General features: G+C 65.3%; 20 protein-coding genes and 1 pseudogene. 5 read left to right on the forward strand and 16 right to left on the reverse strand.

What is annotated here, in order from left to right; genetic code table 11:
- From M3I53_RS11005 to M3I53_RS11055, 11 genes and pseudogenes are all read right to left on the reverse strand, one after another.
- A pseudogene (locus M3I53_RS11005) lies at positions 1-613 on the reverse strand (hypothetical protein); the annotation flags it as partial.
- Between the two features lie 544 nt (positions 614-1,157).
- Positions 1,158-3,254, reverse strand: a complete 2,097-nt coding sequence (locus M3I53_RS11010; protein WP_254315983.1) for an ABC transporter ATP-binding protein — start codon at positions 3,252-3,254, stop codon at positions 1,158-1,160.
- On the reverse strand, positions 3,251-4,144 hold the full coding sequence (locus M3I53_RS11015) for an ABC transporter permease (RefSeq protein WP_375542497.1): 894 nt from the start codon (positions 4,142-4,144) through the stop codon (positions 3,251-3,253). Before M3I53_RS11015 ends, M3I53_RS11010 begins: the two co-directional genes overlap by 4 nt.
- Entirely contained in the window at positions 4,141-5,163 is a 1,023-nt protein-coding gene (locus M3I53_RS11020) for an ABC transporter permease (protein WP_254315984.1), read from the reverse strand. The genes M3I53_RS11015 and M3I53_RS11020 overlap by 4 nt, the downstream gene beginning before the upstream one ends.
- 32 nt (positions 5,164-5,195) lie before the next feature.
- A complete protein-coding gene (locus M3I53_RS11025) occupies positions 5,196-6,884 on the reverse strand; it encodes an ABC transporter substrate-binding protein (protein ID WP_254315985.1) in 1,689 nt (562 codons plus the stop codon).
- 240 nt (positions 6,885-7,124) lie between these two features.
- Positions 7,125-8,135 (reverse strand): HoxN/HupN/NixA family nickel/cobalt transporter, encoded by a 1,011-nt coding sequence (locus tag M3I53_RS11030; RefSeq protein WP_254315986.1) that lies wholly within the window; start codon positions 8,133-8,135, stop codon positions 7,125-7,127.
- Positions 8,136-8,183: 48 nt separating this feature from the next.
- A complete protein-coding gene (locus M3I53_RS11035) occupies positions 8,184-8,702 on the reverse strand; it encodes a cupin domain-containing protein (protein ID WP_254315987.1) in 519 nt (172 codons plus the stop codon).
- Between the two features lie 141 nt (positions 8,703-8,843).
- On the reverse strand, positions 8,844-10,952 hold the full coding sequence (gene fusA, locus M3I53_RS11040) for an elongation factor G (protein ID WP_309249517.1): 2,109 nt from the start codon (positions 10,950-10,952) through the stop codon (positions 8,844-8,846).
- Positions 10,953-11,263: 311 nt separating this feature from the next.
- The gene (locus M3I53_RS11045; RefSeq protein ID WP_375542498.1) at positions 11,264-11,782 is read right to left on the reverse strand and encodes a DUF192 domain-containing protein; all 519 of its coding nucleotides are present in this window, start codon (positions 11,780-11,782) and stop codon (positions 11,264-11,266) included.
- Between the two features lie 232 nt (positions 11,783-12,014).
- Positions 12,015-12,215, reverse strand: a complete 201-nt coding sequence (locus M3I53_RS11050) for a hypothetical protein (RefSeq protein WP_028213393.1) — start codon at positions 12,213-12,215, stop codon at positions 12,015-12,017.
- A 345-nt stretch (positions 12,216-12,560) separates the two neighbouring features.
- On the reverse strand, positions 12,561-13,142 hold the full coding sequence (locus tag M3I53_RS11055) for a pseudouridine synthase (protein ID WP_254315989.1): 582 nt from the start codon (positions 13,140-13,142) through the stop codon (positions 12,561-12,563).
- Positions 13,143-13,486: 344 nt separating this feature from the next.
- On the opposite strand from M3I53_RS11055, the gene icd reads away from it, so the two are divergent.
- Positions 13,487-14,743, forward strand: coding sequence for an NADP-dependent isocitrate dehydrogenase (gene icd / locus M3I53_RS11060; RefSeq protein ID WP_254315990.1), 1,257 nt, complete (start codon positions 13,487-13,489; stop codon positions 14,741-14,743).
- Between the two features lie 178 nt (positions 14,744-14,921).
- On the opposite strand, the gene M3I53_RS11065 is transcribed toward icd, so the two are convergent.
- On the reverse strand, positions 14,922-15,116 hold the full coding sequence (locus M3I53_RS11065; protein ID WP_254315991.1) for a hypothetical protein: 195 nt from the start codon (positions 15,114-15,116) through the stop codon (positions 14,922-14,924).
- A gap of 313 nt (positions 15,117-15,429) precedes the next feature.
- On the opposite strand from M3I53_RS11065, the gene M3I53_RS11070 reads away from it, so the two are divergent.
- A complete protein-coding gene (locus tag M3I53_RS11070) occupies positions 15,430-17,034 on the forward strand; it encodes a multicopper oxidase family protein (protein WP_254315992.1) in 1,605 nt (534 codons plus the stop codon).
- Positions 17,035-17,113: 79 nt separating this feature from the next.
- On the opposite strand, the gene cspD is transcribed toward M3I53_RS11070, so the two are convergent.
- Positions 17,114-17,320 (reverse strand): cold shock domain-containing protein CspD, encoded by a 207-nt coding sequence (gene cspD, locus M3I53_RS11075; RefSeq protein WP_017776809.1) that lies wholly within the window; start codon positions 17,318-17,320, stop codon positions 17,114-17,116.
- 586 nt (positions 17,321-17,906) lie between these two features.
- Between cspD and clpS the strand changes: the two genes are divergently transcribed.
- The 3 genes from clpS (at position 17,907) to M3I53_RS11090 (ending at position 22,134) form a co-directional block, all read left to right on the forward strand.
- Positions 17,907-18,221 carry an ATP-dependent Clp protease adapter ClpS gene (gene clpS / locus M3I53_RS11080; protein WP_028213389.1) on the forward strand — a complete coding sequence of 105 codons (315 nt, stop codon included), beginning with the start codon at positions 17,907-17,909 and terminating at the stop codon, positions 18,219-18,221.
- Positions 18,218-20,509, forward strand: coding sequence for an ATP-dependent Clp protease ATP-binding subunit ClpA (clpA, locus tag M3I53_RS11085; RefSeq protein ID WP_069262762.1), 2,292 nt, complete (start codon positions 18,218-18,220; stop codon positions 20,507-20,509). Before clpS ends, clpA begins: the two co-directional genes overlap by 4 nt.
- 209 nt (positions 20,510-20,718) lie before the next feature.
- Positions 20,719-22,134 carry an amino acid permease gene (locus M3I53_RS11090; protein WP_254315993.1) on the forward strand — a complete coding sequence of 472 codons (1,416 nt, stop codon included), beginning with the start codon at positions 20,719-20,721 and terminating at the stop codon, positions 22,132-22,134.
- 54 nt (positions 22,135-22,188) lie between these two features.
- Here the strand turns inward: M3I53_RS11090 and dut are convergent, their stop codons facing one another.
- The 3 genes from dut to coaBC all read right to left on the reverse strand — a co-directional run bounded on the left by dut (position 22,189) and on the right by coaBC (position 24,969).
- The gene (gene dut, locus M3I53_RS11095) at positions 22,189-22,635 is read right to left on the reverse strand and encodes a dUTP diphosphatase (RefSeq protein WP_028205273.1); all 447 of its coding nucleotides are present in this window, start codon (positions 22,633-22,635) and stop codon (positions 22,189-22,191) included.
- Between the two features lie 32 nt (positions 22,636-22,667).
- Complete coding sequence (locus M3I53_RS11100; protein WP_254315994.1) at positions 22,668-23,672, reverse strand: LLM class flavin-dependent oxidoreductase; 1,005 nt, start codon at positions 23,670-23,672, stop codon at positions 22,668-22,670.
- Positions 23,673-23,739: 67 nt separating this feature from the next.
- Positions 23,740-24,969, reverse strand: coding sequence for a bifunctional phosphopantothenoylcysteine decarboxylase/phosphopantothenate--cysteine ligase CoaBC (coaBC, locus tag M3I53_RS11105; protein WP_302057647.1), 1,230 nt, complete (start codon positions 24,967-24,969; stop codon positions 23,740-23,742).
- Between the last annotated feature and the right edge of the window lie 16 nt (positions 24,970-24,985).

A 24,985-nucleotide genomic window follows, 5' to 3' on the forward strand; every position in this document is an offset into this window, starting at 1 on the left:
CCGTTATTGCCACCGCCGCTGTTGCTGCCACCCGCGTTACTCCCACCGCTGTTGCCCCCGCCGTTGTTACCGCCGCCGCCTTTCCCACCACCGCCTTTGCCGCCGCCGGAGTTGCTGGAACCGCCTCCCGAGCCGCTCGGTCCCGTCCCTCCCACGCCAGAGCTGCCGCTGCGGCCAAGCCCCCCGTGCTGGCCGTCGCGCCGCCCGCACCGCCGCCGTTGCTGCCGTCGCTGCCGCTCGACGAACCCAGGCCCCCATGGCCGCCGCTGCCGCCGTTGCCCCGGAAACACGCGCTGCCCGTCCGGCTAATGCAGTCGTTCGGTGCGAACACGTTAGAAACGTCGCTCGCCAGCGTGACCGAATCGGACTCCGAATCAGTTTTCGACGGGATGCTGGCGGCAGGCGAATCCGCAGCAACCGGCGCGCCGAAAGCCCCTAACCCCTCGGCCCCGCTCGCCGGCAGAGGTGCATCGGCGAGCAGGATCACCGGATTGATGGCATCGCCTGCGGCGTGCGCAGAGATCGCCGGGAACAAAACGCCCGCGCCCACCGCGCACATGGCTGCTCCCTGTCTTATCCAATAGCAGTACTGATGAACGTTGGTCTTTTTCATCTTGTTCTCCCCCGCAAGGCGCCAGCGTGATGCGCTGTCGTCTCCCATGCCCCCGTGCAGGCCGCACACGTTGTGCGCGTGCGCCGACTCCGTCAGACTCACAACCCGCTTCGCGCCGGTGTATTGGGTTCGATCCGGCTGGAGCGGTACTCGCCAGACAAAAGGCACCCGGTCTGGCCGCGCGCAGGATGACCGGTTTACGCAGGACTACTTGTTGATTGCCGGAACCCATTAGCATGGGACGGCAGATTACAAGCGCGTCGAGCTACCGGTCATTCGTCCGCCCGGTGCGACGCCCCGCGCGTGCTGGGGCGGATTGCACTGGATTGCAGCGGCCGGATGCCTGATGCCGATGTAGCCAGTTTTGTGCCATCGGCCGGGGAGAGGCGTGCGGGGCGGACTTGACAATTGATGTGTCGGCCGCGCGACGGAAAAAATGCGGAAAACGTTACGGCGATGAAACGCGCGCGCTGAAGGGCGCGATTCGCGTTGCGAAAGCGGACAGCGCAACGAAGCCGGATGCGATACGCACGCTATCGCTCCGTCAGGTCGCCGCTTGTGTATCTGTGGTGGCGCTCTGTTGTGCGCGCAATTCGTCTACGGGAATGTGGCAGAGAATGCGATGGCCGCCGCCCGCGTCGGTAAGCGGTGGGGGTGCTTCGTCGCAAATGGCGCCGAGCTTGCGCGGGCAGTGCGCGCTGAAAATGCAGCCGCGCCCCGCGGCCGTCGCGCCGTTGGCCGTTGCCGCTCCGAGCGCGCGTGCAGCCAGTAGCGTTTCTGTATACGGATGCCAGGGGCCGTCGAACACCGCGCCGGCCGGCCCGCTCTCCACGACACGGCCCGCGTAGAGAACGACGATGCGATCGGCGAGATAGCGCACGACATCGAGGTCGTGCGAAATGAACAGGTAGCTCACGCCGCGTTCGCGCTGCAGGCGTGCGAGCAGGTTGAGAATCGCGGCCTGCACGGAGACGTCGAGCGCCGAGGTGGGTTCGTCGCAGATCACGATGCGCGGCTCGCCCGCGAACGCCTGGGCGATCGCCACGCGCTGCTTGAGGCCGCCCGAAAGTTGCCGCGCGCGCGCCACGAGATACCGCGCCGGCACGCGCACGGCTTCGAGCAGTCCCGCGATGCGCGATTCGTCTGAGGGCTGGGGGCCTGCCGGCGTGCCGCCGTGCGTCCGGGACAGCGCGCGCTCGATCAGCCGTTTCACGGGCAGCGCGCGATTGAGCGACGCGTCCGGATGCTGGAACACGACGCGCAGCGCCGCGCGCTCGTCGGCTCGGCGTCGCGCAACGTGAGCGTGCAGGCGCTTGCCGTCTAGCTCGACGGCCCCGCCCGCGTCCGGCGCATGCAGGCCGAGCAGCATACGCGCGAGCGTCGTCTTGCCGCTGCCCGATTCGCCCACGACGCCGAGCGTCTCGCCCGCATGCAGTTCGATCGATACGCCATCCAACGCGCGTACGGCTTGCGCGCCGTGTCCGAAAGTGCGCGAGACGTCGAGCGCGCGCAACACGATGCGCGGTTCGGCTTCGCCATTCGACGGACCATCGCTCGAGATCAGCGAGCCGTCGCCGCCTCCGATCAGATTCCCGAACGGCAATTCCATCGCGCGTTCGTGATAGTGGCAGCGCGACATCTGCTCGCCGTGCGGCGACGTCATGCGATGCGGCGGCGGCGCTTCCACGCGGCAACGCGCGTCGGCCAGGCGACAGCGCGGTGCGTAGATGCAGCCGGGCGCACTCGCGCCAGGCGCTGGCAACTCGCCCGGTATCGTATCGAGTGCACCCGCATGCTTGTTGCGGCCCTGCGCCGGCAGGCAGCGCAGCAGGCCGACCGTGTACGGATGGCGCGCGCGCTCGAACACGTCGCGCGTGGCGCCTTCCTCCACGAGCCGCCCCGCGTAGAGCACGCCCACGCGTTCGCACATGCGCCCGATCACCGCGAGGTCGTGACTGATGAGCAGCACCGCCATGCCCAGCTCCGCACGCAGCTTCGCGATGAGGTCGAGCACCTCCGCCTCGACGGTGGCGTCGAGGCCCGTGGTCGGTTCGTCGAGGATCAGGAGCTCGGGGTTCGACGCGAGCGCCATCGCGATCACCACGCGCTGCTGCATGCCGCCCGAGAGCTGATGCGGATAGCTCGCCAGCACGCGGCCCGGATCGGCAATGCGCACACGTTCGAGCATCGCGTGCGAGCGCGAGCGGGCCACGCTGGCGTCGGCGCCTGCGGCTTCGAACGCTTCGTTCAGCTGTCGGGCAATCGTGAGCGTGGGGTTTAGCGCGCTGGCGGGGTCCTGATAGACCATCGAAACGGCATTGGCGCGCAGTCTGCGCAGGCCCTCGGCGTCGAGCGCGAGCACGTCGTCGCCGGCAATCGCGATGCGCCCGGCCTTCACGCGGCCATTGCGCGGGAGATAGCGCAGTGCGGCGAGCGCGACCGTCGACTTGCCGCAGCCCGACTCGCCGACGAGCCCATACGCTTCGCCGCGCCGGATGCGCAGCGAGATGTCGGTGAGCACGTCGCGATCGCGACCGCGCACGCGGTAAGCGACGGTGAGGCCGACGAGCGCGAGCGCGTCGTCGTCGCGCGGCGTGCTGAAAGTGGCGAGAGCGGGGCGTGAAGAAGCGGGGCGGTTCACGATTGGAGCACCTCGCGCAGGCTGTCGGCGATCAGGTTCACGGCGACCACGAGCGAGGCGATGGCGAGCGCGTCGAACGCCACGGTCCACCATGCGCCGCCCGCGAGCAGCGTGTACGACTCGGCGAGCGCGAGCCCCCAGTCGGCGGACGGCGGCTGGATGCCGAAGCCGAGGAACGAGAGCGTCGCCACCGCGAAGATCGCGTAGCCGAGACGCACTGTCGCCTCGACGACGATGGGCGGCCACACGTTCGGCAGGATCTCCGTGAACATCACGGCGAACGCATTCGCGCCGCGCAGGCGAGCCGCCGCCACGTAGTCGAGATGGCGCTCGGCGAGCACCGCCGCGCGCACCGTGCGCGCGATGAGCGGCGCGAACGTAATGCCGATCACGAGCACCACGGCAAGGTTCGAGGCGCCAACGGCCGCGAGCACGAGTAGCGCGACGATCACGAGCGGCAGCGCTAGAACGGCGTCTAGCGTGCGTGCGACGAGCGTGCCGAAGACGCCTTCGAAGTAGCCCGTGACGAGCCCGAGCGCCGCGCCCGCGAGCGTGCCGACGAGCGTGGCGAGCGGCGCGATCGTGAGGATGTCGCGCGCGCCCACGATCACGCGCGAACAGATGTCGCGGCCGAGTTGATCGGTGCCGCACCAGTGCGTATGGTCCGGCGGCAGGAGCGAGCTGAGCGGATCGGACGCATAGGCGTCGTGCGGCGCGAACCACTGGCCCGCGAGTGCGCAGACGATCCACCATACGAGGATCAGCGCTCCCGCGACGAACGAGGGCGAGCGCAGCAGCAGATGCAGCGTGTCGCGCCAACGCGTGTCGGCGAGCGCTTCTTCTCCCGGTTCGTCGTCCGGCGAAATTGATTCGGATGCCATATCGTTCATGCACCTCCCGGCGCGCGCAGGCGCGGGTCGAGCAACGCGTGCAGGGCGTCGGCGGCGAGATTGGCGAGCGTATAGACCGCGCCTACCGCGAGCACGCCCGCTTCGAGCAACGGGAAGTCCTTGGCCTTCGCGGCGTTGAAGATGAGGGAGCCCACGCCCGGATAGCGGAACAGCGATTCGACCACCACGAGCCCGCCGATCAGATAACCGAGCTGCGTGGCCGCCACCGTCACGCTGGGCAATAGCGCATTGCGCAGCACGTGCCGCACGATCACGACATGGCTCGGCAGCCCCTTGAGAATCGCGGTGCGCGTGTAGTCGGCGTCGAGCGCCGTGATCGTGCCCGCGCGCGCGATGCGCGCGAGATAGCCGAAGAACACGAGGACGAGCGGCAGCACGGGCAGCACGAGATGCCGCAATTGCTCGAGCGTGCCCGCGCCGCCGGGCGCGGTGGCCTCGATGGGCAGCCAGCGCAGCCACACGCCGAAGATGAGGATCAGCACGATCGACGAGACGAACTCCGGCACGGCGCTCGCGCACAGCCCGCCCGAGCTGATCGCGCGGTCGATCAGGCGGCCTTCGTGGAGCGCCGCCCATACGCCGCCCGCAATGCCGAGCGGCACCACCACCACGAACGCGAGCAGGCCGAGCCTGGCCGACTGCAGGAGCGCTTCGCCCACGAACGGCGCGACGGGCTGCTTGTAGCTCCAGGACATGCCGAAGTCGCCGCGCAGCGCATGCGTGATCCACGAAACGTACTGGTCGAGCACCGGCCGGTCCGCGCCCAGCTCGTGATTGAGCGCGGCCACGGCGCGCGCGTCGGCGAGCGGGCCCAGCACGGCGCGGCCGATGTCGCCGGGCAGCAGCTGGCCGCCCGCGAACACAAGCACCGAGAGCAGCCAGAGCGTGAAGATCGCCCAGGCGGCGCGCCGGCCGAGAAAGCGCGCGACGCCCGCGCGCGGGGCGAAGGCGCGCGCGGTGCCGGCCGGATTCGATATGGGCGGGAGCGGAGTAGCCATCGGACCTCCGTTTCGGGTGCGCTTGGGCCGGTTCAGGCGGCGAGCGTCGCGCGGTCGAAATAGAGCTGGGCGAGCGCCGTGAAGCGCACACCCGAAAGAACGGCGCGCTGTGCGATCAACTGGTCGTAGAAGTACGGGACGATCACGGGCGTCTCGTCGAGCAGCAGCGTCTGGATCTGTCTCGCCACCTGCTTCTGGGCCGCCACGTCGAGCGTCGCCGCGAACTGCGCGACCAGCTTGTCGTACTGCGCGTTGCGAAAGTGGGCAGCATTCCACGTGCCGCCCGAAGTGAGCGGCGCGTTGAGGAACACGTTCGGCACGCCGCGGTGTCCATAGTCGGTAATGCCGAGCGGCGAGTCGAGCCAGTCCGATTTGCCGAACGTGCCCGCGCCGTAGTACTGCGACTGGCTCTCCACCTTGAGCGTGATGCGAATGCCGACCGCCTTCGCCGCGTTCTGCACGACCACAGCGAGGTCCGGGATTTCCATGTACTTCTCGGTGGTGAGCGTCACGTCAAAGCCGTTGGCCACGCCCGCCTGGGCGAGCAACTGGCGTGCCTTCGCGACATCGATCTTGCGCTGGGGCACGTCGGTCGCCGTGGAAGGGAAGATGGGCGCGAACGGACTGTCGTTGCCCACCACGGCTCGGCCCTTGAACAGCCCGCGCACGAGCACGTCGCGATCGAGCGCAAGCGCGAGCGCCTGGCGTACGCGCTTGTCCTTGAACGCAGGCGAGTCGTTGCGCATGTGGATCTGGCGATGTGCGCTGGAGCGCACGCCGATCACCTTGAAGTCGGGATTGTTCAGGATGCCGATGCCGCCCTGCACGGTGAAGGTGCCCATCACATCGGCCTGGTGGCCTTGCAGCGCGAGCAACTGCGCCTGCTCGTCCGCGTAGAAGGCGAACTCCACGCGCGCGGGCAGCGCCTTTTCGCCCCAATAGTCGGGATTGCGCACGAAGCTCGCGCCGCGCCGCGCCTCGAATTTATCGAGCTTGAACGGCCCGGTGCCGATAAAGCTCTTTTCGTAATTGCCCGCATAGTTGGCGGGCAGCATCACGGCGTTGTAGTTGTCCGAGGAAACGTAGTAGGCGAAGTTGCCGTTGGGCGCGTCGAGGTGGAACTCGACCGTGTGATCGTCGACAGCCTTCGTGCCGCCTTTGGAGAGCACGCCCTTGAGCACCGAGAGCGCCGCCGAGCCTGTTGCCGGGTCGGCGAGGCGATCGAACGTCGCCACCACGTCCTTCGCGCCGAACGGCTGGCCGTCGTGGAATTTCACGTTGGGGCGCAGCTTGAACGTCCAGACGTCTGCTTTGGCGTTGGCTTGCCAGGAGAGCGCGAGCGCGGGTTGCAGATGGCCTTGCGCGTCGTCGTTGGCGAGGAATTCGCCGGTCTGGTTCAAGAGACACAGCGCGCCCGCATCGGTCACGGTGAGCGGATCGACGGCGCCCGCGGGCATCAGGTGCGCTACACGGATCGTCTGCTCGCCGGGCTTTGCCGCGCCCTGGGCGTGCGCGCTGCGCGGCACGGCGAGTCCCGCCAACCCGGGCAGCGCTGTGAGGCCTACCGCGCTGGCATAGCGCAGCAGCTCACGGCGCGTGAGGCGGCCGGCAGCGAATTCGTCGAGTGCGTGGTTGCCGTGATCGCCGGCCCGAGGGCGCAGCGCTTCGAGGCGGGACGGCTTGGACACGCCATGCGGACGGCGGGACTGCGGTCGTTTCATCGGTGCGGGTTTCCGTGCGTTTTCCGTTCAGGGGACGCGCGAGGCCCGGGGGCTTTGCGCGACGGCGGCATGCGGTACGGCAGACGACGAATGGGTGCAGCAAAGTGAAACGATTGACGGGGCTATCGGAGTCAATAGCTGGGCCTAGTTTACGCGCTTTCGGCAAACGAGGCGAAGGGTAGGGGTTTCGCGGGGTTGCGCGCGCGGGGCGCGCCGTGCAGTCGTGAGAGGGGGAATGTTCTAACGGGCAGCGGCGGGCCGGCGCCAGCGATGGAACAGCACCGAGCCGATCCAGCAGGCGATGAATGCCGCGACGATGCCGTAGCCCAGCTCGCTGAAGCGCTCGTTGAGACCTGCGATGAGCGCCCACGCGCCGCCGCTCGCGCCGAGCTTGTCGGCGATGAGTCCGAGCGCTTCCACGCCGCCGATCACGATCGCCACGAGCGCCGAGACGAACGTGATGCTCGCGTTGTAGTAGAGCTTGCGCCTGGGATCGTCCATCGCCCAGCCGTAGGCATGAACCATCAACACGTTGTCGGTGGAATCGACGAGCGTCATGCCCGCCGTGAAGAGCGCGGGGAATACGAGGATCGAATAGATCGGCAGGCCCTTGCCCGCTTCTGCGGCGGCGATTGCAAGCAGGCCGATTTCGGTGGCCGTGTCGAAGCCGAGGCCGAACAGCACGCCCACGGGGTACAGGTGCCAGCTCCTGGTGACGAGCGCGAAGAGCGGCCGCAGCGCGCGCGAGAGGAGGCCGGCGGGCGCGGGCGCGCCGGCGGCGAGTGCTGCGTCGTCGCCTTGCTGTGCGCGGCGGTAACGTATCCACACGTCGCGCAGGATCACGAGGTTCAGGCCCGCGAGCACGAGCAGGAACGTCGACGAGACGAGCGTGCCGATGGTCGAGCCGATCTCGTGGTACTGCTCGAAGCGGCCATGCAGCGAGAGCGCCGTGAGCGCGATGCCGAGCGTGGCGGCGATCACGACCGTCGAATGGCCGAGCGAGAACGCGAGTCCCACGCCGAGCGGGCGCTGGCCCTGCTGCATGAGCTTGCGCGTGACGGCGTCGATGGCGGCGATATGGTCGGCGTCCACCGCGTGACGCAGGCCGAAGCCATAGGCGAGCAACGCGGTGCCGAGCAGCAGGGGATAGTGCCGAAACGCGATCAGCGCCCACGCCCACGCGCCGAGATTGGCGGCGATGAGCGCGGCATAGAGCGGAATCAGGCGGGCGCGGAGCGAGGCGGTGGGCATCGTCAGTGCGTTATTGCGTCGTGCAAGGCGGAATGGCCTGCCGGGCGCTCAATGGTCGTGTGGATGACGGTGGATGGGATCGACCCAGTACACGGTTTCCGGGGCTTCGACAGCGTCGATGTTCAGGTTCACCACGACGGCCTCGTTGTCGCTGCGCACGAGCACGCATTCGAGCGGATCGTCGGTGCTCGCGTTGATCTCCTGGTGCGGCACGTAAGGCGGCACGAAGATGAAGTCGCCCGGGCCCGCCTCGGCCGTGAACTCCAGATGCTCGCCCCAGCGCATGCGCGCGTGACCGCGTACGACGTAGATCACGCTTTCCAGCGCGCCGTGATGATGCGCGCCGGTCTTCGCGTTCGGATGGATCGTCACCGTGCCCGCCCAGATCTTCTGCGCGCCCACGCGCGCCGCGTTGATCGCGGCCGCGCGGTTCATGCCGGGCGTTTGCGCCGTGTTCGTGTCGAGCTGATCGCCGCGTATCACCTTGACGCCGTTCTCGCGCCAGTCGATCGGTGCGTCGTCGTGAGCGTGTTCATGAGGGTGTTCGTGGTCGTGCTCGTGACTCATCGTCGTGTCTCCTTGACTGTGGGCGGCGCAGCGTCATCGCCGCATTGTGGCATGGTCAAAATTGCGCCGCGCGCATGCAAAAAAGCCCGTCCGCAGGGGACGGGCCTTCGTGTGCACAGTAACGCCTGCACGTCGCCTGACTTACGCCTTCTTCGCGTTGATGACCGCTTCGGCCACGTTCTGCGGCGTTTCCGCGTAGTGCTTGAACTCCATCGTGTAGGTGGCGCGGCCTTGCGTGAGCGAGCGCAGCGACGTGGAGTAGCCGAACATCTCCGAGAGCGGCACTTCGGCGCGCACGATCTTGCCGCCGCCACCCGCGATGTCCTCCATGCCCTGTACGATGCCGCGACGGCTCGACAGATCGCCCATCACGTTGCCCATGAAGTCCTCGGGCGTCTCCACTTCCACGGCCATCATCGGTTCGAGCAGGATCGGCTTGGCCTTGCGCATCGCTTCCTTGAAGGCCATCGAGCCGGCCATGCGGAACGCGTTTTCGTTCGAGTCCACGTCGTGGTACGAGCCGAACGTGAGCGTGACCTTCGTGTCGACCACCGGGTAGCCCGCGAGCACGCCTGCCTTGAGCGTTTCCTGAATGCCCTTGTCGACCGCCGGGATGAACTCGCGCGGAATCACGCCGCCCTTGATGGCGTCGACGAACTCGTAGCCCTTGCCCGGCGTCTGCGGTTCGAGCGTGATGACGGCGTGGCCATACTGGCCGCGTCCGCCCGACTGCTTGACGAACTTGCCTTCGATGTCCTCGACCTTGTTCTTCACGGTCTCGCGATACGCGACCTGCGGCTTGCCTACGGTCGCCTCCACGCCGAACTCGCGTTTCATGCGGTCGACGAGAATTTCGAGGTGCAGTTCGCCCATGCCCGAGATGATGGTCTGGCCGGACTCTTCATCGGTCTGCACGCGGAACGAGGGGTCTTCCTGCGCGAGGCGATTGAGCGCGATGCCCATCTTTTCCTGGTCGGCCTTGGTCTTCGGCTCGACGGCCTGCGAGATCACTGGCTCGGGGAAGATCATCCTTTCGAGCACGATGGCATGCGCCGGATCGCAGAGCGTGTCGCCCGTCGTCGCTTCCTTCAGGCCCACGGCGGCAGCGATGTCGCCCGCGCGAACTTCCTTGATTTCCTTGCGCTCGTTCGCGTGCATCTGCAGGATGCGGCCGAGGCGCTCCTTCTTGTCCTTGGTCGCGTTGAGCACCGTGTCGCCCGAGTTCACCACGCCCGAATAGACGCGGAAGAAGATCAGCTGGCCGACGAACGGGTCGGTCATGATCTTGAAGGCGAGCGCGGAGAACGGCTCTTCGTCGCTCGGGTGGCGCTCGATTTCCTTGTCGTGGAGGTCGTGGCCGAGAATCGCGGGCACGTCAACCGGCGAGGGGAGGTAGTCGATCACGGCGTCGAGCATGGCCTGCACGCCCTTGTTCTTGAATGCGCTGCCACAGAGCATCGGCACGATCTCGTTGGCGATCGTGCGCTTGCGCAGGCCGCCCTTGATTTCCTCTTCGGTCAGGCTTTCGTGATCGTGAAGGTACTTTTCGAGCAGGGTTTCGTCGGCTTCGGCGGCGGCTTCGACCATCTTCTCGCGCCACTCGTGCGCGAGTTCGACGAGATTCGCGGGAATCTCCTCGTACTCGAACTTCACCCCCTGGCTCTCGTCGTCCCAGACGATCGCCTTCATCTTCACGAGATCGACCACGCCCTGGAAGTGATCTTCCGCGCCCACCGGAATCTGGATAGGCACGGCTACGCCCTTCAGGCGCTCGCCGATCTGCCGCTGCACGCGGAAGAAGTCGGCGCCCACGCGGTCCATCTTGTTGACGAACGCGATGCGCGGCACCTTGTACTTGTTCGCCTGACGCCACACGGTTTCCGACTGCGGCTGCACGCCGCCCACGGAGTCGTACACCATGCACGCGCCGTCGAGCACGCGCATGGAACGCTCGACTTCGATCGTGAAGTCCACGTGCCCCGGGGTGTCGATGATGTTGATGCGGTGCTCGGGGTAATTGCCGGCCATGCCCTTCCAGAACGCAGTGGTCGCGGCCGAGGTGATCGTGATGCCGCGTTCCTGTTCCTGCTCCATCCAGTCCATGGTCGCCGCGCCGTCGTGAACCTCGCCGAGCTTGTGATTCACGCCGGTGTAGAAAAGGATGCGCTCGGTCGTCGTGGTTTTGCCGGCGTCGATGTGAGCGCTGATCCCGATGTTGCGATAGCGCTCGATGGGGGTCTTGCGAGGCACGGTGATCTCCTTGGAATGACGCGCCATGGAAGCTGCCGGGCGGCGCGCGGCGCGGCCAGCGCGCGGCCCGATGCGCCGCATGGGCGCGCCCTGGTGGCACGCGTCATGCGGGGGAATTATAGGATAGCGCTTGCGCGCCGGTTTTGCAGGGCGTATGCCGCGGCGCGGGAAGCGGCGAAAGCGCTGCGGAGCGGCGCCAGGCGGTGCAGGGCGGCCAGGCGGGCGCAAAAAAAGCCGGCGCCGCGTACGTGCGGGGCCGGCTTGCGCTTTTCGTGCAGCGCGCGAATGGCGCGCGCTGGGTCACCGCGCGCTTACTGCAGCGGCGGCAGTCCCTCAATCTTCATGCCGGGCTTGATGCCCTTCGCCGTGAACCAGCCCTTGGGCATTTCGAGCGCGAAGACACCGTTGTTGCGCGGGCAGTGGTTGTTGGTCGTTTCGGCCTGCATCTCGTCGATGTCGGTGATCGTGCCGTCGGCGCGCATGAACGCGATCGACAGCGGGATCAGCGTGTTCTTCATCCAGAAGCAGTGCACGGCGTTTTCGCCGAACACGAACAGCATGCCTTCATTGGGCCCGAGCTGCGAACGGTACATGAGGCCTTGTTCACGGTCCGCGTCGTTGGCGGCAACCGCTGCGTCGATCACGAACATGCCTGCCGTGAGCTTCACGCGCGGAAATTCGCCTGGCTGCCTGGCGCCCGGCGGCATCTGCTGCGCCTGCGCGATGCTCGACGTGGCCGTCGCGGTGAACATGAGCGCCGCGAAAGCGGCCAAAGGCAATGCGACGACAAGCGCGCAGCGCACGAAGAACGAGCGCGGGGAAAATCGCACGAGAGACTCCTTGCTGTAGGGTAATCCGCGCATGTTACGCGACCAGGTCAGAGCGGGTCAAAATGCGCGTCGCGGTACACGTCATCGACGTGATGCGGCGAGCGTGCGTGACGAAACGAATGGCTAAATTCAGGCAGCCAAACAAAAAGGCAGAACGCCTCGCGGCGCTCTGCCTTTCGTCGCGCTGAAGAGCGGCAACGCGTGCCGCTGCTTCATGCGTCTTACAACAAGCTTACTCCGAAGCTGCCGAAGCGGCTTCAGCCTTCGCTGCCTTCTTGTGCGACGACTTCTTGTGTGCCTTCTTGTGCGACGACTTGTGAGCAGCCGAAGCAGCAGCAGCCGGAGCAGCCGAAGCAGCTTCCGGAGCCGAAGCTTGTGCGAATGCAGCCGATGCGAAGAGACCAGCGACCAGAGCAGCGATCAGTTTGTTCATGTTGTGAATCCTCAAGCTTGAGTTGATTAACCAAGTGACCCGGTTTTTGGAGTCAGGTCGGTAAACGTGCCATCCACCTTTCGGTTGACAGTCGCTTTCGACAAATTCACATGAATTTGAGTTTCTGCGTCTGCCAGCGGTCGGGACCGCACATTGCTGCGAGGACCCTGAAGGCTGAATGCCGGATAGCTTCTGGCGGCATCTGCGTCGAATAACGCATGGTCTCGTGAGACGGTTGACGCAAAGTTTTCATTTGCTTCGTAACGAGACGCAACAGAAAGGTGAGGGACGTGCCGCGTAATTCGAAAAAAAACGATCGGCGCGGGAAAAGTGCTTGCGCAACAATCACTTGGGTTTGTGCGATGTGTTCTGCCAGGGCGCATTGATGGGCACGTCGATGCATTCGCCGGGTGCGAGTCCCAGCGAAAAAATATCGAGCGCGCCGATCGCGACACGTACGAGCCGCAACGTTGGATAGCCCACTGCCGCGGTCATGCGCCGCACCTGCCGGTTCTTGCCTTCGCTGATCGCAATCTCGACCCAAGTGGTGGGTATCGACGCGCGATAGCGGATCGGCGGATTACGCGGCCACAAATTTTCGGGCTCAACAATGATTCGTGTTCGGCACGGTTGCGTCACGAAGTCACCGAGATCGACGCCGCGTTCGAGCGCGGCAAGCGCCCCCGCATCGGCTTCGCCTTCTACTTGCGCCCAATAGCGCTTCACGAGCTTGCGTTTCGGTTCGGCAATGCGCGCTTGCAATGCGCCGTCGTCGGTAAGGAGCAGGAGGCCTTCGCTATCGGAGTCGAGCCGGCCCGCGGGATAGACGCCCGGCACCTTCACCCAGTCCGCGAGAGACTGACGTGTTTCGTGCGGGGAAAACTGACAGATCGTGCCGAACGGTTTATTGAGGGCGATTAAACGCATGAGGGGCGAAGGGTACGAATGGATGACTGGCTGGCGCCGAGATCTTAATGCATATTACGTTTCGCGGATTTCTACGTCTTATATAAGACATAAGACACGAGCGGAACCGGATCGCCCCATGGGGACGCAAGCGGCTTGCCTTACGCGGGCGTTCGTGTGAAGGGCGCGCCACGCATGCGCGAGGCGTGGGCTAGAATAGCCGCCAGATCCTCACGCCGACGGGCTGTTCGCGCCACCAAGGCAAGCCGCCCGCTCTCGCCGGGCGAACAGGCTTCGCCGCCGCCGCGAGCCGCCGAGCGCGCGTCACACCCGCTACAACAGCCTTGCCCTTACTGGAGTCGATCATGCCGTATCAGCACATCGTGGTTCCGACCGGCGGTGAAAAGATCACCGTCAATCCGGACTTCTCGCTCAACGTCTCGGACCAGCCGATCATCCCGTACATCGAAGGCGATGGCACGGGCGTGGACATTACGCCGGTCATGCTGAAGGTGGTCGATGCGGCAGTCGAAAAGGCCTATGGCGGCAAGCGCAAGATTCACTGGATGGAAATCTACGCGGGCGAGAAGGCGACCCGGGTCTACGGTCCCGACGTGTGGCTGCCCGAAGAAACGTTCGACGTCGTGAAGGAATACGTGGTGTCGATCAAGGGGCCGCTCACGACGCCGGTTGGCGGTGGCATCCGTTCGCTCAACGTTGCGCTGCGCCAGCAACTCGATCTGTACGTGTGCCTGCGCCCCGTGCAGTACTTCAAGGGCGTGCCCTCGCCGGTGCGCGCGCCGGAGAAGGTCAACATGGTCATTTTCCGCGAGAACTCGGAGGACATCTATGCGGGCATCGAATGGCCCGCGGAGTCCGAAGGCGCGAAGAAGATCATCAAGTTCCTGCGTGAAGAGATGGGTGTGACGAAGATCCGCTTCCCGGACAGTTCTGGCGTAGGCGTCAAGCCGGTGTCGCGCGAGGGCACCGAGCGTCTCGTGCGCAAGGCCATCCAGTATGCCATCGACAACGAGCGCCGTTCGGTCACGCTCGTGCACAAGGGCAACATCATGAAGTACACCGAAGGCGCGTTCCGCGACTACGGTTACGCGCTCGCGCAGAAGGAGTTCGCCGCGGAACTGATAGACGGCGGTCCGTGGATGAAGATCAAGAATCCGAAGACGGGCGGCGACATCGTGATCAAGGACGTGATCGCCGATGCCTTTCTGCAGCAAATCCTGCTGCGCCCGGCCGAATACGACGTGATCGCGACGCTGAACCTGAACGGCGACTACATTTCCGATGCGCTGGCGGCACAGGTGGGCGGCATCGGTATCGCTCCGGGTGCGAATCTTTCGGACTCCGTGGCGATGTTCGAGGCGACTCACGGTACGGCCCCCAAGTATGCGGGCAAGGACTACGTGAATCCGGGCTCCGAAATTCTATCGGCGGAAATGATGCTGCGTCATCTCGGCTGGTTCGAGGCGGCGAATCTCATCATCGCGTCGATGGAGAAGTCGATTCTGCAAAAGCGCGTGACCTATGACTTCGCGCGTTTGATGGAAGGGGCGACGCAGGTGTCGTGCTCGGGCTTTGGGCAGGTGATGATCGAGAATATGTAGGCGCAAGACTGCGTATCGCTGTCCCAGTAGCAAAAGCCGGCAGACCGAAATGTCTGCCGTTTTTTTATCCGGCTCGCCGTAAATCTGTCACGATTAGCTGGGACATCACCGCATGTGCTGCGATTTGACGAGCGCAAGCCGGTGTGCCGTGCGCTATCATGGCAACGGTCAATCGAGTTCATCCGCAGCTTCGTTCAACGTGCCAGTCGTCTATCGCTTCCTTCTCGTCTGCCTGCTCGCGCTGCTTTCCATGCGCGGCGCGATGGCGTGCGAGCACGCGCAGCACGATGCACTGACGGCGCACGCTGCGCTCACGCCGCACGTTGTCGTGGCTCTCAGCGATCGTTGCGCCGGGACGAGCACGCGCGGTCACGGCTCGCATTCTGGTTGCGGCGCGAGTTGCTGCGTCGCGGGCTGCTGCGCGCATTGCAGCGTGCCTTCCGCCGTGAGCGCATTCGACGCTCACAGCGGTGTTCGTTCCACGCTTATCGTGCTTCCCGCAGCCTTGCGCGCCGGCATTACGCACGCGCCTCCTTTACCTCCTCCAATCGCCTGAGCCGGGCCGCTCGCTCCGGGCGAGTTACGTCGCTCGCACTTTGCGCGAGCGAAACGAATCCCGCGCGCACGGCGTGCGTGTTATTGCGCGCCGCGTGCCCAGGCATGAACGAGGTATGAGGATTTCATCGATGAAACGAAGAGCATTTCTATCCGGCGCGTTGAGCGCCGCCACCGCGACCCTGTTCGCGCGCCATGCATTCGCGCAAGGTGCGGGTGATGCGATGCACGCCATGCACGGCATGACGGACACGCCGTCGATGTCGGGCGGCATGATGCAGGCGCAAGGCTCGCTCGCACCTGCCGATGCATTGCCCGCCGGCGCGCCGCTTGCCGCGCTGCGCACGCTCGCCAACCAGAGCCGCGAGCCGGGCCAATTTCGCGCGACGCTCGTCGCGCAGCCCGCCGCACGTGCGCTGTTGCCCGGAAAGCCGCAAACCGTCTTCTGGCAATACGATGCGCTCGCAGCGGCCGAAAACGACGGCCCGGTCATCGGTCCATTGATCGATGTACGCGAGGGCGACACCGTCGAAATCACCTTCGTGAACCGGCTGCCCCAGCCTTCGACGATTCACTGGCACGGCCTGCCCGTGCCGCCCGATGAGGACGGCAATCCGTCGAAACCGGTCGCGCCGGGCGAGCAGCACGTCTATCGCTTCACGCTGCCGCAGGGGAGCGCAGGCACCTACTGGTATCACCCGCATCCACACATGCTGAGTTCGGAGCAGGTGTTCCGCGGGCTGGCGGGGCCTTTCGTCGTGCGCGCAGCCGACGATCCACTCGCGGCGTGGCCCGAGCGGCATCTGTTCGTGTCCGACCTGAAGCTTGCGGCAGACGGCACCATTCCCGCGAACGGCATGATGGACTGGATGAACGGCCGCGAAGGTCAGTACGTGCTCGTGAACGGTGCGCGTCAGCCGCACATCGAGGTCGTGCGCGACGAGCGCTGGCGCGTCTGGAATGGCTGTAACGCGCGCTATCTGCAACTCGCCTTCGACGACGGCCGCGCCTTTACGCAGGTTGGTACCGACGGCGGGCTGTTGGGTGCGCCGCGCGAGGGGGTCACTTCGCTGTTGCTCGCGCCGGGCGAACGGGCGGAGCTGATCGTGCGCGCGGGGCAGGGCGCCTCGCGTGCGTCGTTGATTGCCGCTCAATACGACCGCCACAAGATGGCGATGACGCACGGCAGCTTGCCTGCGGGGCCATCGCTGATCCTGGCGAGCGTTGGCTTCGCACCGGCGAGCGCGACGCAATCGGCACTGCCGTTGCGCCTGCGCGAGATTGCGCCCCTCGTTTCGTCGGGTCTTCTAACGGTTCCGAAAAAGAGCGTGGTGTTCAGCGAAGCGATGGACATGCAAGCGATGCACGCACCGGGTGCGTCCACGCAGCCCATGCCGCGCGGCATGCAGTTCATGGTGAACGGGGCGGCATTCGATCCGGCGCGCGTGACGCTGGCGAGCCGGCGCGGCGAAGTCGAGCACTGGACGATAGCAAACGGCACGGACATGGATCATCCGTTTCATCTGCACGGTACGCAATATCAGGTGCTGGCGCGCGAGCGGGGGGGTTCGCGCAAGGAGGAGGAACTGCTTGCATGGCGCGACACGGTGAACGTGCGGCCCGGCGAAACGGTGCACATCGCAACCGTCCAGCATGAGGCGGGCGACCGCATGTTTCATTGCCACATCCTCGAGCACGAGGATCTCGGCATGATGGGTACGTTGCGGGTGAGCTAGCACGCGAACGTTAAAAAACCATGTCACCAAAAAGAAACCCGGCCGAAGCCGGGTTTCCAAGGTACGGGTATCGAACGGATCAGGCTGCTGCCTGAATGTTCGATGCCTGTTTACCCTTCGGGCCTTGCACGACCTCGAAGCTCACTTTCTGCCCTTCTTTGAGGGTCTTGAAGCCATTCATTTGAATAGCCGAAAAGTGAGCGAACAGGTCCTCACCGCCTTCATCCGGCGTAATGAACCCGAAACCCTTCGCGTCGTTGAACCACTTGACCGTACCGGTTGCCATACCAACTTCCCCTGTAACTCATGTCACTACCACGAGCAGTTCGAAAAGCTAAACGATCGCGATGCGATCGCCCCCTCCTCACAAGCTCACCAACGGCATTTTTTCGAATTTAAGGCGGTTGAAAAAAGTGCCAGCTTGATTGTTGAGGGTCTTTAATCTGCTGTCAAGAATATTTTGAGACGCTCCTTGACACGTTGTAAAGAGCGCATTTCCAGGGTTTTTCCTGCTTTTCGCCGACGCTGAGCACCGGTGCATAAAGCAACGTGCAGGAGAGCGTCTTGAAAATTTGCGCAGGTGACGCATATGCGATGCACCGCACCATGTAATCTGACACTGAGCGTGCGGGCGCCTACAGTCGCTTCCCACGGCAACGTCAAGGTTGTGCGATACTCGATTCAACGGTGGCGTGAAAGCTGCTGAGAGCAGGATTGTGTACCGGCCCCGCAGCCGGTCCAAGGGATCGGGGCAGGGCCAGGGCGCATGAATTGCTTGCAGCGGGTCGCAGGTCGGGAGCGCCGGGTTCACCGGCCGGCCGGTCAGGTGACGGCAGGATTGCGGGCCTGTCCGAGTTGTTTAGAATGGGTGTATGGCGATTATCCCGGACAAGCAGGATTCAACCGTACTGGAGCGGCAGGAGCAAAAGGTCAAACCGCCCTCCATGTACAAGGTCGTGCTAATGAATGACGACTACACGCCGATGGAATTCGTCGTGATGGTCGTGCAGGAATATTTCAATAAGGACCGCGAGACCGCAACGCAGATCATGTTGAAGGTCCATCGCGAGGGCAGGGGTGTTTGTGGGGTCTATACGCGAGACATCGCGTCGACCAAGGTTGAGCAAGTCGTTACCCACGCACGGCAGGCCGGGCATCCGCTGCAGTGTGTGATGGAGGAAGCATGATTGCCCAGGAACTGGAAGTCAGCCTGCACATGGCGTTCATGGAAGCACGTCAGGCGCGGCACGAGTTCATAACGGTCGAGCATTTGCTGCTGGCGCTGTTGGACAATCCAACAGCGGCGGAAGTGCTGCGCGCGTGTGCCGCCAATATCGAAGACCTGCGACAGAACCTGCGCAACTTCATTCACGACAATACCCCTACGGTTCCCGGCACGGATGACGTCGATACGCAACCGACGCTCGGGTTCCAGCGCGTGATCCAGCGCGCGATCATGCACGTTCAGTCCACTTCCAACGGTAAGAAGGAAGTGACGGGCGCGAACGTGCTGGTTGCCATCTTCGGCGAGAAGGACTCGCACGCGGTGTACTACCTGCAGCAGCAGGGCGTCACGCGTCTGGATGTCGTGAATTTCATTTCGCACGGTATCGCGAAGACGGGCAGCGGCGAAGCCGCCAAGGCCAGCGACGCGAATGCCGAAGCCGAAGACGCCGCCGGCCAGAAGGAAACCCCGCTCGCCCAGTTCACGCAGAACCTGAACCAGATGGCGAAGGACGGCCGGATCGATCCGCTCATCGGTCGCGAACTGGAAGTGGAGCGCGTGGTGCAGGTACTGTGCCGCCGCCGCAAGAACAATCCGCTGCTCGTGGGCGAGGCCGGTGTCGGCAAGACTGCGATCGCGGAAGGGCTCGCGTGGCGCATCACGCGCGGCGAAGTGCCGGACATTCTCGCGGATGCCCAGGTCTATTCGCTCGACATGGGCGCGCTGCTCGCGGGCACGAAATATCGCGGCGACTTCGAGCAACGCCTCAAAACGGTGCTGAAAGAACTGAAAGAGCGTCCGCACGCCATTCTGTTCATCGACGAAATTCATACGCTGATCGGCGCGGGTGCCGCGTCGGGCGGCACGCTCGATGCGTCGAACCTGCTCAAGCCGGCGCTCTCGTCGGGCACGCTCAAGTGCATCGGCGCGACGACGTTCACGGAATACCGCGGCATCTTCGAGAAGGACGCGGCGCTGTCGCGGCGCTTCCAGAAGGTCGACGTGGTCGAGCCGACCGTCGAGCAAACCGTGGCGATCCTGCGCGGTCTGAAGTCGCGCTTCGAAGAGCACCACGGCGTGAAGTATTCGTCGGGCGCACTGAACGCGGCCGCTGAACTGTCGGCGCGCTTCATCACCGATCGTCACTTGCCCGACAAGGCCATCGACGTAATTGACGAAGCGGGCGCGGCCCAGCGCATCCTGCCGAAGTCGAAGCAGAAGAAGACCATCGGCAAGAGCGAGATCGAGGAAATCATCTCGAAGATCGCGCGCGTGCCGGCGCAAAGCGTGTCGCAGGACGATCGCAGCAAGTTGCAAACGCTGGACCGCGATCTCAAGGCCGTGGTGTTCGGCCAGGATCCGGCCATCGACGCGCTCTCGGCTTCGATCAAGATGGCGCGCGCGGGTCTCGGCAAGACGGACAAGCCGATCGGCTCGTTCCTGTTCTCGGGCCCGACCGGCGTCGGCAAGACCGAAGTGGCGCGCCAGCTCGCGTTCACGCTCGGCATCGAACTGATCCGCTTCGACATGTCCGAGTACATGGAGCGCCACGCGGTGAGCCGTCTGATCGGCGCGCCGCCGGGCTACGTCGGGTTCGACCAGGGCGGTCTGCTCACCGAAGCCGTCACGAAGAAGCCGCACTGCGTGCTGCTGCTCGACGAAATCGAGAAGGCGCACCCGGACATCTTCAACGTGCTGCTGCAGGTGATGGACCACGGCACGCTGACCGACAACAACGGCCGCAAGGCGGATTTCCGCAACGTCATCATCATCATGACGACGAATGCGGGTGCCGAGGCGATGAACAAGTCGACGATCGGCTTCACGACCCGGCGCGAGCAGGGCGACGAGCTGGCCGATATCAAGCGCCTGTTCACGCCCGAGTTCCGCAACCGGCTCGATCAGACGATCAGCTTCCGTGCGCTCGATGAGGAAATCATCATGCGCGTGGTCGACAAGTTCCTCATGCAACTGGAAGACCAGCTGCACGAGAAGAAGGTCGACGCGGTCTTCACAGACGCGCTGCGCAAGCATCTGGCCAAGCACGGCTTCGACCCGCTCATGGGCGCGCGGCCGATGCAGCGCCTGATCCAGGACACGATCCGCCGTGCGCTCGCCGACGAACTCCTGTTCGGCAAGCTCATGAACGGCGGGCGCGTGACCGTGGACGTCGATGCGGAAGACAAGGTCCAGCTCACGTTCGATGAGCAGCCGGCGCCGCGCAATCCGGAAGCGGTCGAAGTGGAATAAGCGGCGGCGCTACTGCGCAAACAGCCTTCAGGCAAGACGGCGCAGTCCGAAAGGACTGCGCCGTTTTTATTTGCGCTGACAGGTCCAGGGGGTGCGCCGTGCCGCGCAGGCGCGCCAGCCGTCAGCCGGTAAAATGCGCGTTTGTCCGCCGTCGGCGTTTTCTTGATGCGCAGCGCTGAGTAGCGCTCGCGCGAAGCAGGGGTGTAACAGTGGTACCACGTAAATCGGGCGCGTTCGAAGCCATCGTCGAGCGCGAACAGGGGCTGCGTCAGGGCTTGTCCGCCGGCCAGATGACGATGATCGCCATCGGCGGCGCAGTCGGCACCGGGCTTTTTCTCGGCAGCGGCTTCGCGATCTCCTTCGCCGGGCCCGGCGTGCTCATTTCCTACGCGATCGGCGCGCTGATCGCCTTGCTGTTGATGGGCGCGCTCGCGGAGATGACCGTCGCGCATCCCGTATCGGGCTCGTTCGGCGCATATGCCGAGCACTATATCGGGCCGCTCGCCGGCTTCGTCGTGCGCTATGCGTACTGGTCGGCATATGTGCTGGCGGTGGGCACCGAGGTCGCTGCAATCGCCGTCTACATGAAGTTCTGGTTGCCCCACGTGCCGGGGCTCTACTGGATCGTCGGATTTTCAGCAGCGCTGATCGTTGTGAACGCAATGAGCGTGCGCGCGTACGGCACCATCGAATATCTGTTTTCGAGCCTCAAGATCGCGGCCATCGTCGCGTTTATCGTGCTGGGTGCATGGTTCGTGTGGCGGGCGCCAGACGGCTCGGGCGTGGGCTTCGCGAACTACACGTCGCACGGCGGCTTGCTGCCGCGAGGCTGGTGGGGCGTGTGGGTCGGGACGATCGTCTCGCTCTTCAGCTACCTGGGCGTGGAGACGATCGCCGTGGCGGCTGCCGAGGCGCAGGACCCGCAGCGCGCCGTCACGCGCGCGTTTCGCGCGACCGTGCTGCGCCTCGTGCTGTTCTACCTGCTCACGCTCGCACTCATGCTCGCCATCGTGCCTTGGACCCAGGCGGGCGGCAACGAGAGCCCGTTCGTGAAAGTCATGGCCGCAACCGGCGTGCCCTACGCGGCGGGCGCGATCAATTTCATCGTGCTCGTGGCGGCGCTCTCGGCCATGAACAGCCAGCTCTACATCACCACGCGCATGATGTTCAGCCTCTCGCGCGCGGGCTATGCACCGGCGGCGTTCGGACGTCTCACGCGCCACGGCGTGCCGACGGCGGCGCTTTCGCTGTCCACCATCGGCATTGCGGTGGCGGCCGTGCTCAACGCGCTCTTGCCGCAGGCCGCGTTCACGCTGATGATGTCGATCGCCATGTTCGGCGCGATGTTCACGTGGTTCATGATCTTCGTCACGCAGATCTTTTTCCGCGTGCGCCAGGCGCGCGAAGGCGGCGCGCCGCTTGCGTTCCGCATGTGGGGCTTCCCGTTCACGAGCGTACTGGGCGCGCTGCTGATGCTCGGCATTCTGGCCGGCACGGCCTTTACGCGCGAATTTCGCATGACGCTGGCCTACGGCCTCGCGTTTCTCGCGGTGCTCGTGGTGGTGTATGCGCTCTGGTATCGTCGGCGTCCCGGCGCGGCGCAGCGAACCGAAGCCTCCGTCTGAACGCAAAAAAGCACGCCAAGGCGTGCTTTTTTGTTGCCGGCGCAACCGCCTGGGTCAGTGCTTGCCCGTGCTGCCGAAGCCGCCCGCGCCGCGCTCGCTCGCCTCGAAGTCGTCGACGATGTTGAACTGCGCCTGCACGACCGGCACGATCACGAGCTGCGCAAGGCGCTCGAGCGGGTTGAGCGTGAAGGTGGTGTGGCCGCGGTTCCAGGTCGAAATCATCAGTTCGCCCTGGTAGTCCGAGTCGATCAGGCCGACCAGATTGCCGAGCACGATGCCGTGCTTGTGGCCAAGGCCCGAGCGCGGCAGGATCAGCGCCGCGTAGCCCGGATCGGCCACGTGGATGGCGAGGCCCGTCGGCACGAGCTTCGTTTCGCCCGGTTCCAGCGTGATCGGCGCGTCGAGGCACGCGCGCAGGTCGAGGCCGGCGCTGCCCGGCGTGGCGTAGTGGGGCAGCTGGTCGCGCATGCGCTCGTTCAGGATCTTGATGTCGATTTTCATGAAGTCAGGTTGATGGGGCGGTGGGGGATCGCTCAGGCGCGAGGCAGCTGGAACGCCTCGGCGAGCAGTTCATAAGAGCGCAGACGAGCCTGGTAGCTGCCCGCAACGGTCAGCACGATCAGTTCGTCGGCGCGAAAGTTGTCCTTGATTGCGAGAAGGCGCTCGGTGACGCTCTCGGGCGTGCCGATGACGCTGCGCGGCTTCTCGCGGTCGATCACGATCTGCTCGCGCTCGCCGTATTCCTGCGCGCGTCCTTGTTCGAGGCTCGGGATCGGCGCGTTCAGGCCGTAGGCCATCTGCACGCGGCGCAGGTCGACGGCCTTCTCGAGGTCGGCGGCCTCGGCTTCGGTGTCCGCGCAGATCGCGAACACGGCGCACGCGAGATACGGCTTCGCTTCGTGGCCGGGCTTGAAGCGGTCGAGATAGGCCTCGGCCACGAGATGCCCGAAGTGGGCGTTGATGAAGTGCGCGAACGAGAAGCGCAGCCCGAGCTGCGCGGCGAGGATGCCGCCGAAGTCGCTCGAGCCGAGCACCCAGAGCTGCGGGCGCGTCTGGATCTGCGGCTGCAGCGCGACGCCGCTCGCGAGATGATCGGCGGGCAGCGTGCCGTCCATCAGGCCGACGAGATCCTGCACCTGCTGCGTGAACTGGTCGCCCCGGTTGTACGCGCCAGCGGCCACGGCCTGCGCCGTGCGCATGTCGCCGCCCGGCGCACGCCCGACACCGAGATCGACGCGCCCCGGAAAGAGCGCTTCGAGCATCATGAACTGCTCGGCGACCTTGAAGGGGCTGTAATAGGGCAGCATGATGCCGCCCGAGCCGATGCGGACGCGCTTCGTGACGCTGCCGAGGCGCGCGAGCATGACTTCGGGGCAGGGGTTGCACACGCCGAGCAGGCCGTGATGCTCGGCGCACCAGTAGCGCGTGTAGCCGAGGTCGTCGGCGAGCTGTGCAAGTTCGATGGTAGCGGCGATGGCGTCCGCCGCGCTGTGCCCGGCGATGACGGGCGACTGGTCGAGTACGGATAGCAGTGTCATGGCAGTACTGCTCCTTGCCTGGGTCCGCGGCGCCGCACGCCGGCACACGGGTGCGCTGGCGCGCGCGTCACGAGATGATGCTCGGGTCCGGCAGACGCCGCGCGATTTCGGCGACGAGCGTCTGCGCGAGCGCCTGCTTGGCCGCGCGCGGCAGCGGCTTGCGGCCGCTCGCCTCGAACAGCACGACTTCATTGTCGTCCTGACCGAAGGTGAGCGGGCCGAGATTACCGATCAACAGCGGCACGTTCTTGCGCGCGCGCTTTTCTTCGCCGTGCACCTCAAGGTCGCCGCTTTCGGCGGCGAAGCCCACGCAGTACGGCGGATTCGGCAAGGCGGCGACCGAGGCGAGGATGTCCGGGTTCTCGACGAACGCGAACGTCGGCATGCGGTGCTCGGCGGTTTTCTTGATCTTGTGTTCGGCGACGTGATCGACGCGCCAGTCGGCCACGGCCGCCACGCCGATGAAGACATCGGCGTCGGTCGCGGCGCGCATGACCGCGTCGTACATCTGCTGGGCGGTTTGCACGTCTTCGCGATAGACGCCCCAAGGCGTTTCCAGCGCAACCGGGCCGGCGACGAGATGCACCTCGGCGCCCGCCTGCTGTGCGGCGCGCGCGAGCGCGAAGCCCATCTTGCCGCTCGAGCGGTTGGTGATGCCGCGCACCGGATCGAGCGGCTCGAAGGTCGGGCCGGCGGTGATCAGGAGCTTGCGGCCCGCGAGCACCTTCGGCGCGAAAAACGAGACGATCGCCTCGTACACGGCCTCGGGTTCGAGCATGCGCCCGTCGCCGATCTCGCCGCACGCCTGCGGGCCGGAATCGGGACCGAGCGTTTCGATGCCGTCCGCGCGCAGTTGCGCGACGTTGCGCTGCGTGGCCGGGTTTTGCCACATCTGCCGGTTCATCGCGGGCACGACCAGCAGCGGGCAGGCGCGCGCCACGCACAGCGTGGAGAGCAGGTCGTCGGCGAAACCGTGGGCGAGTTTGGCGAGGAAGTCGGTCGAGGCGGGCGCGATGACGATGGCGTCGGCTTCGCGCGAGAGGTCGATGTGCGCCATGTTGTTGGGCACGCGGCCGTCCCACTGGCTCGTGTAGACGGGGCGGCCCGAGAGCGCCTGCATGGTGACCGGCGTGATGAACTGCGTGGCCGCCTCCGTCATCACGACCTGCACGGTCGCGCCGGCCTTGGTCAGCAGGCGCGTGAGCTCGGCGATCTTGTAGCAGGCAATGCCGCCCGTCATGCCGAGCACGAGGTGGCGGCCGGCCAGTTCGCCTGGGTTTGCAGCGGACGTGTTCAAGTCACAGCTCCTTTGT

Source organism: Paraburkholderia sp. CNPSo 3272, from assembly GCF_024206495.1.
Taxonomy (GTDB): Bacteria; Pseudomonadota; Gammaproteobacteria; order Burkholderiales; family Burkholderiaceae; genus Paraburkholderia.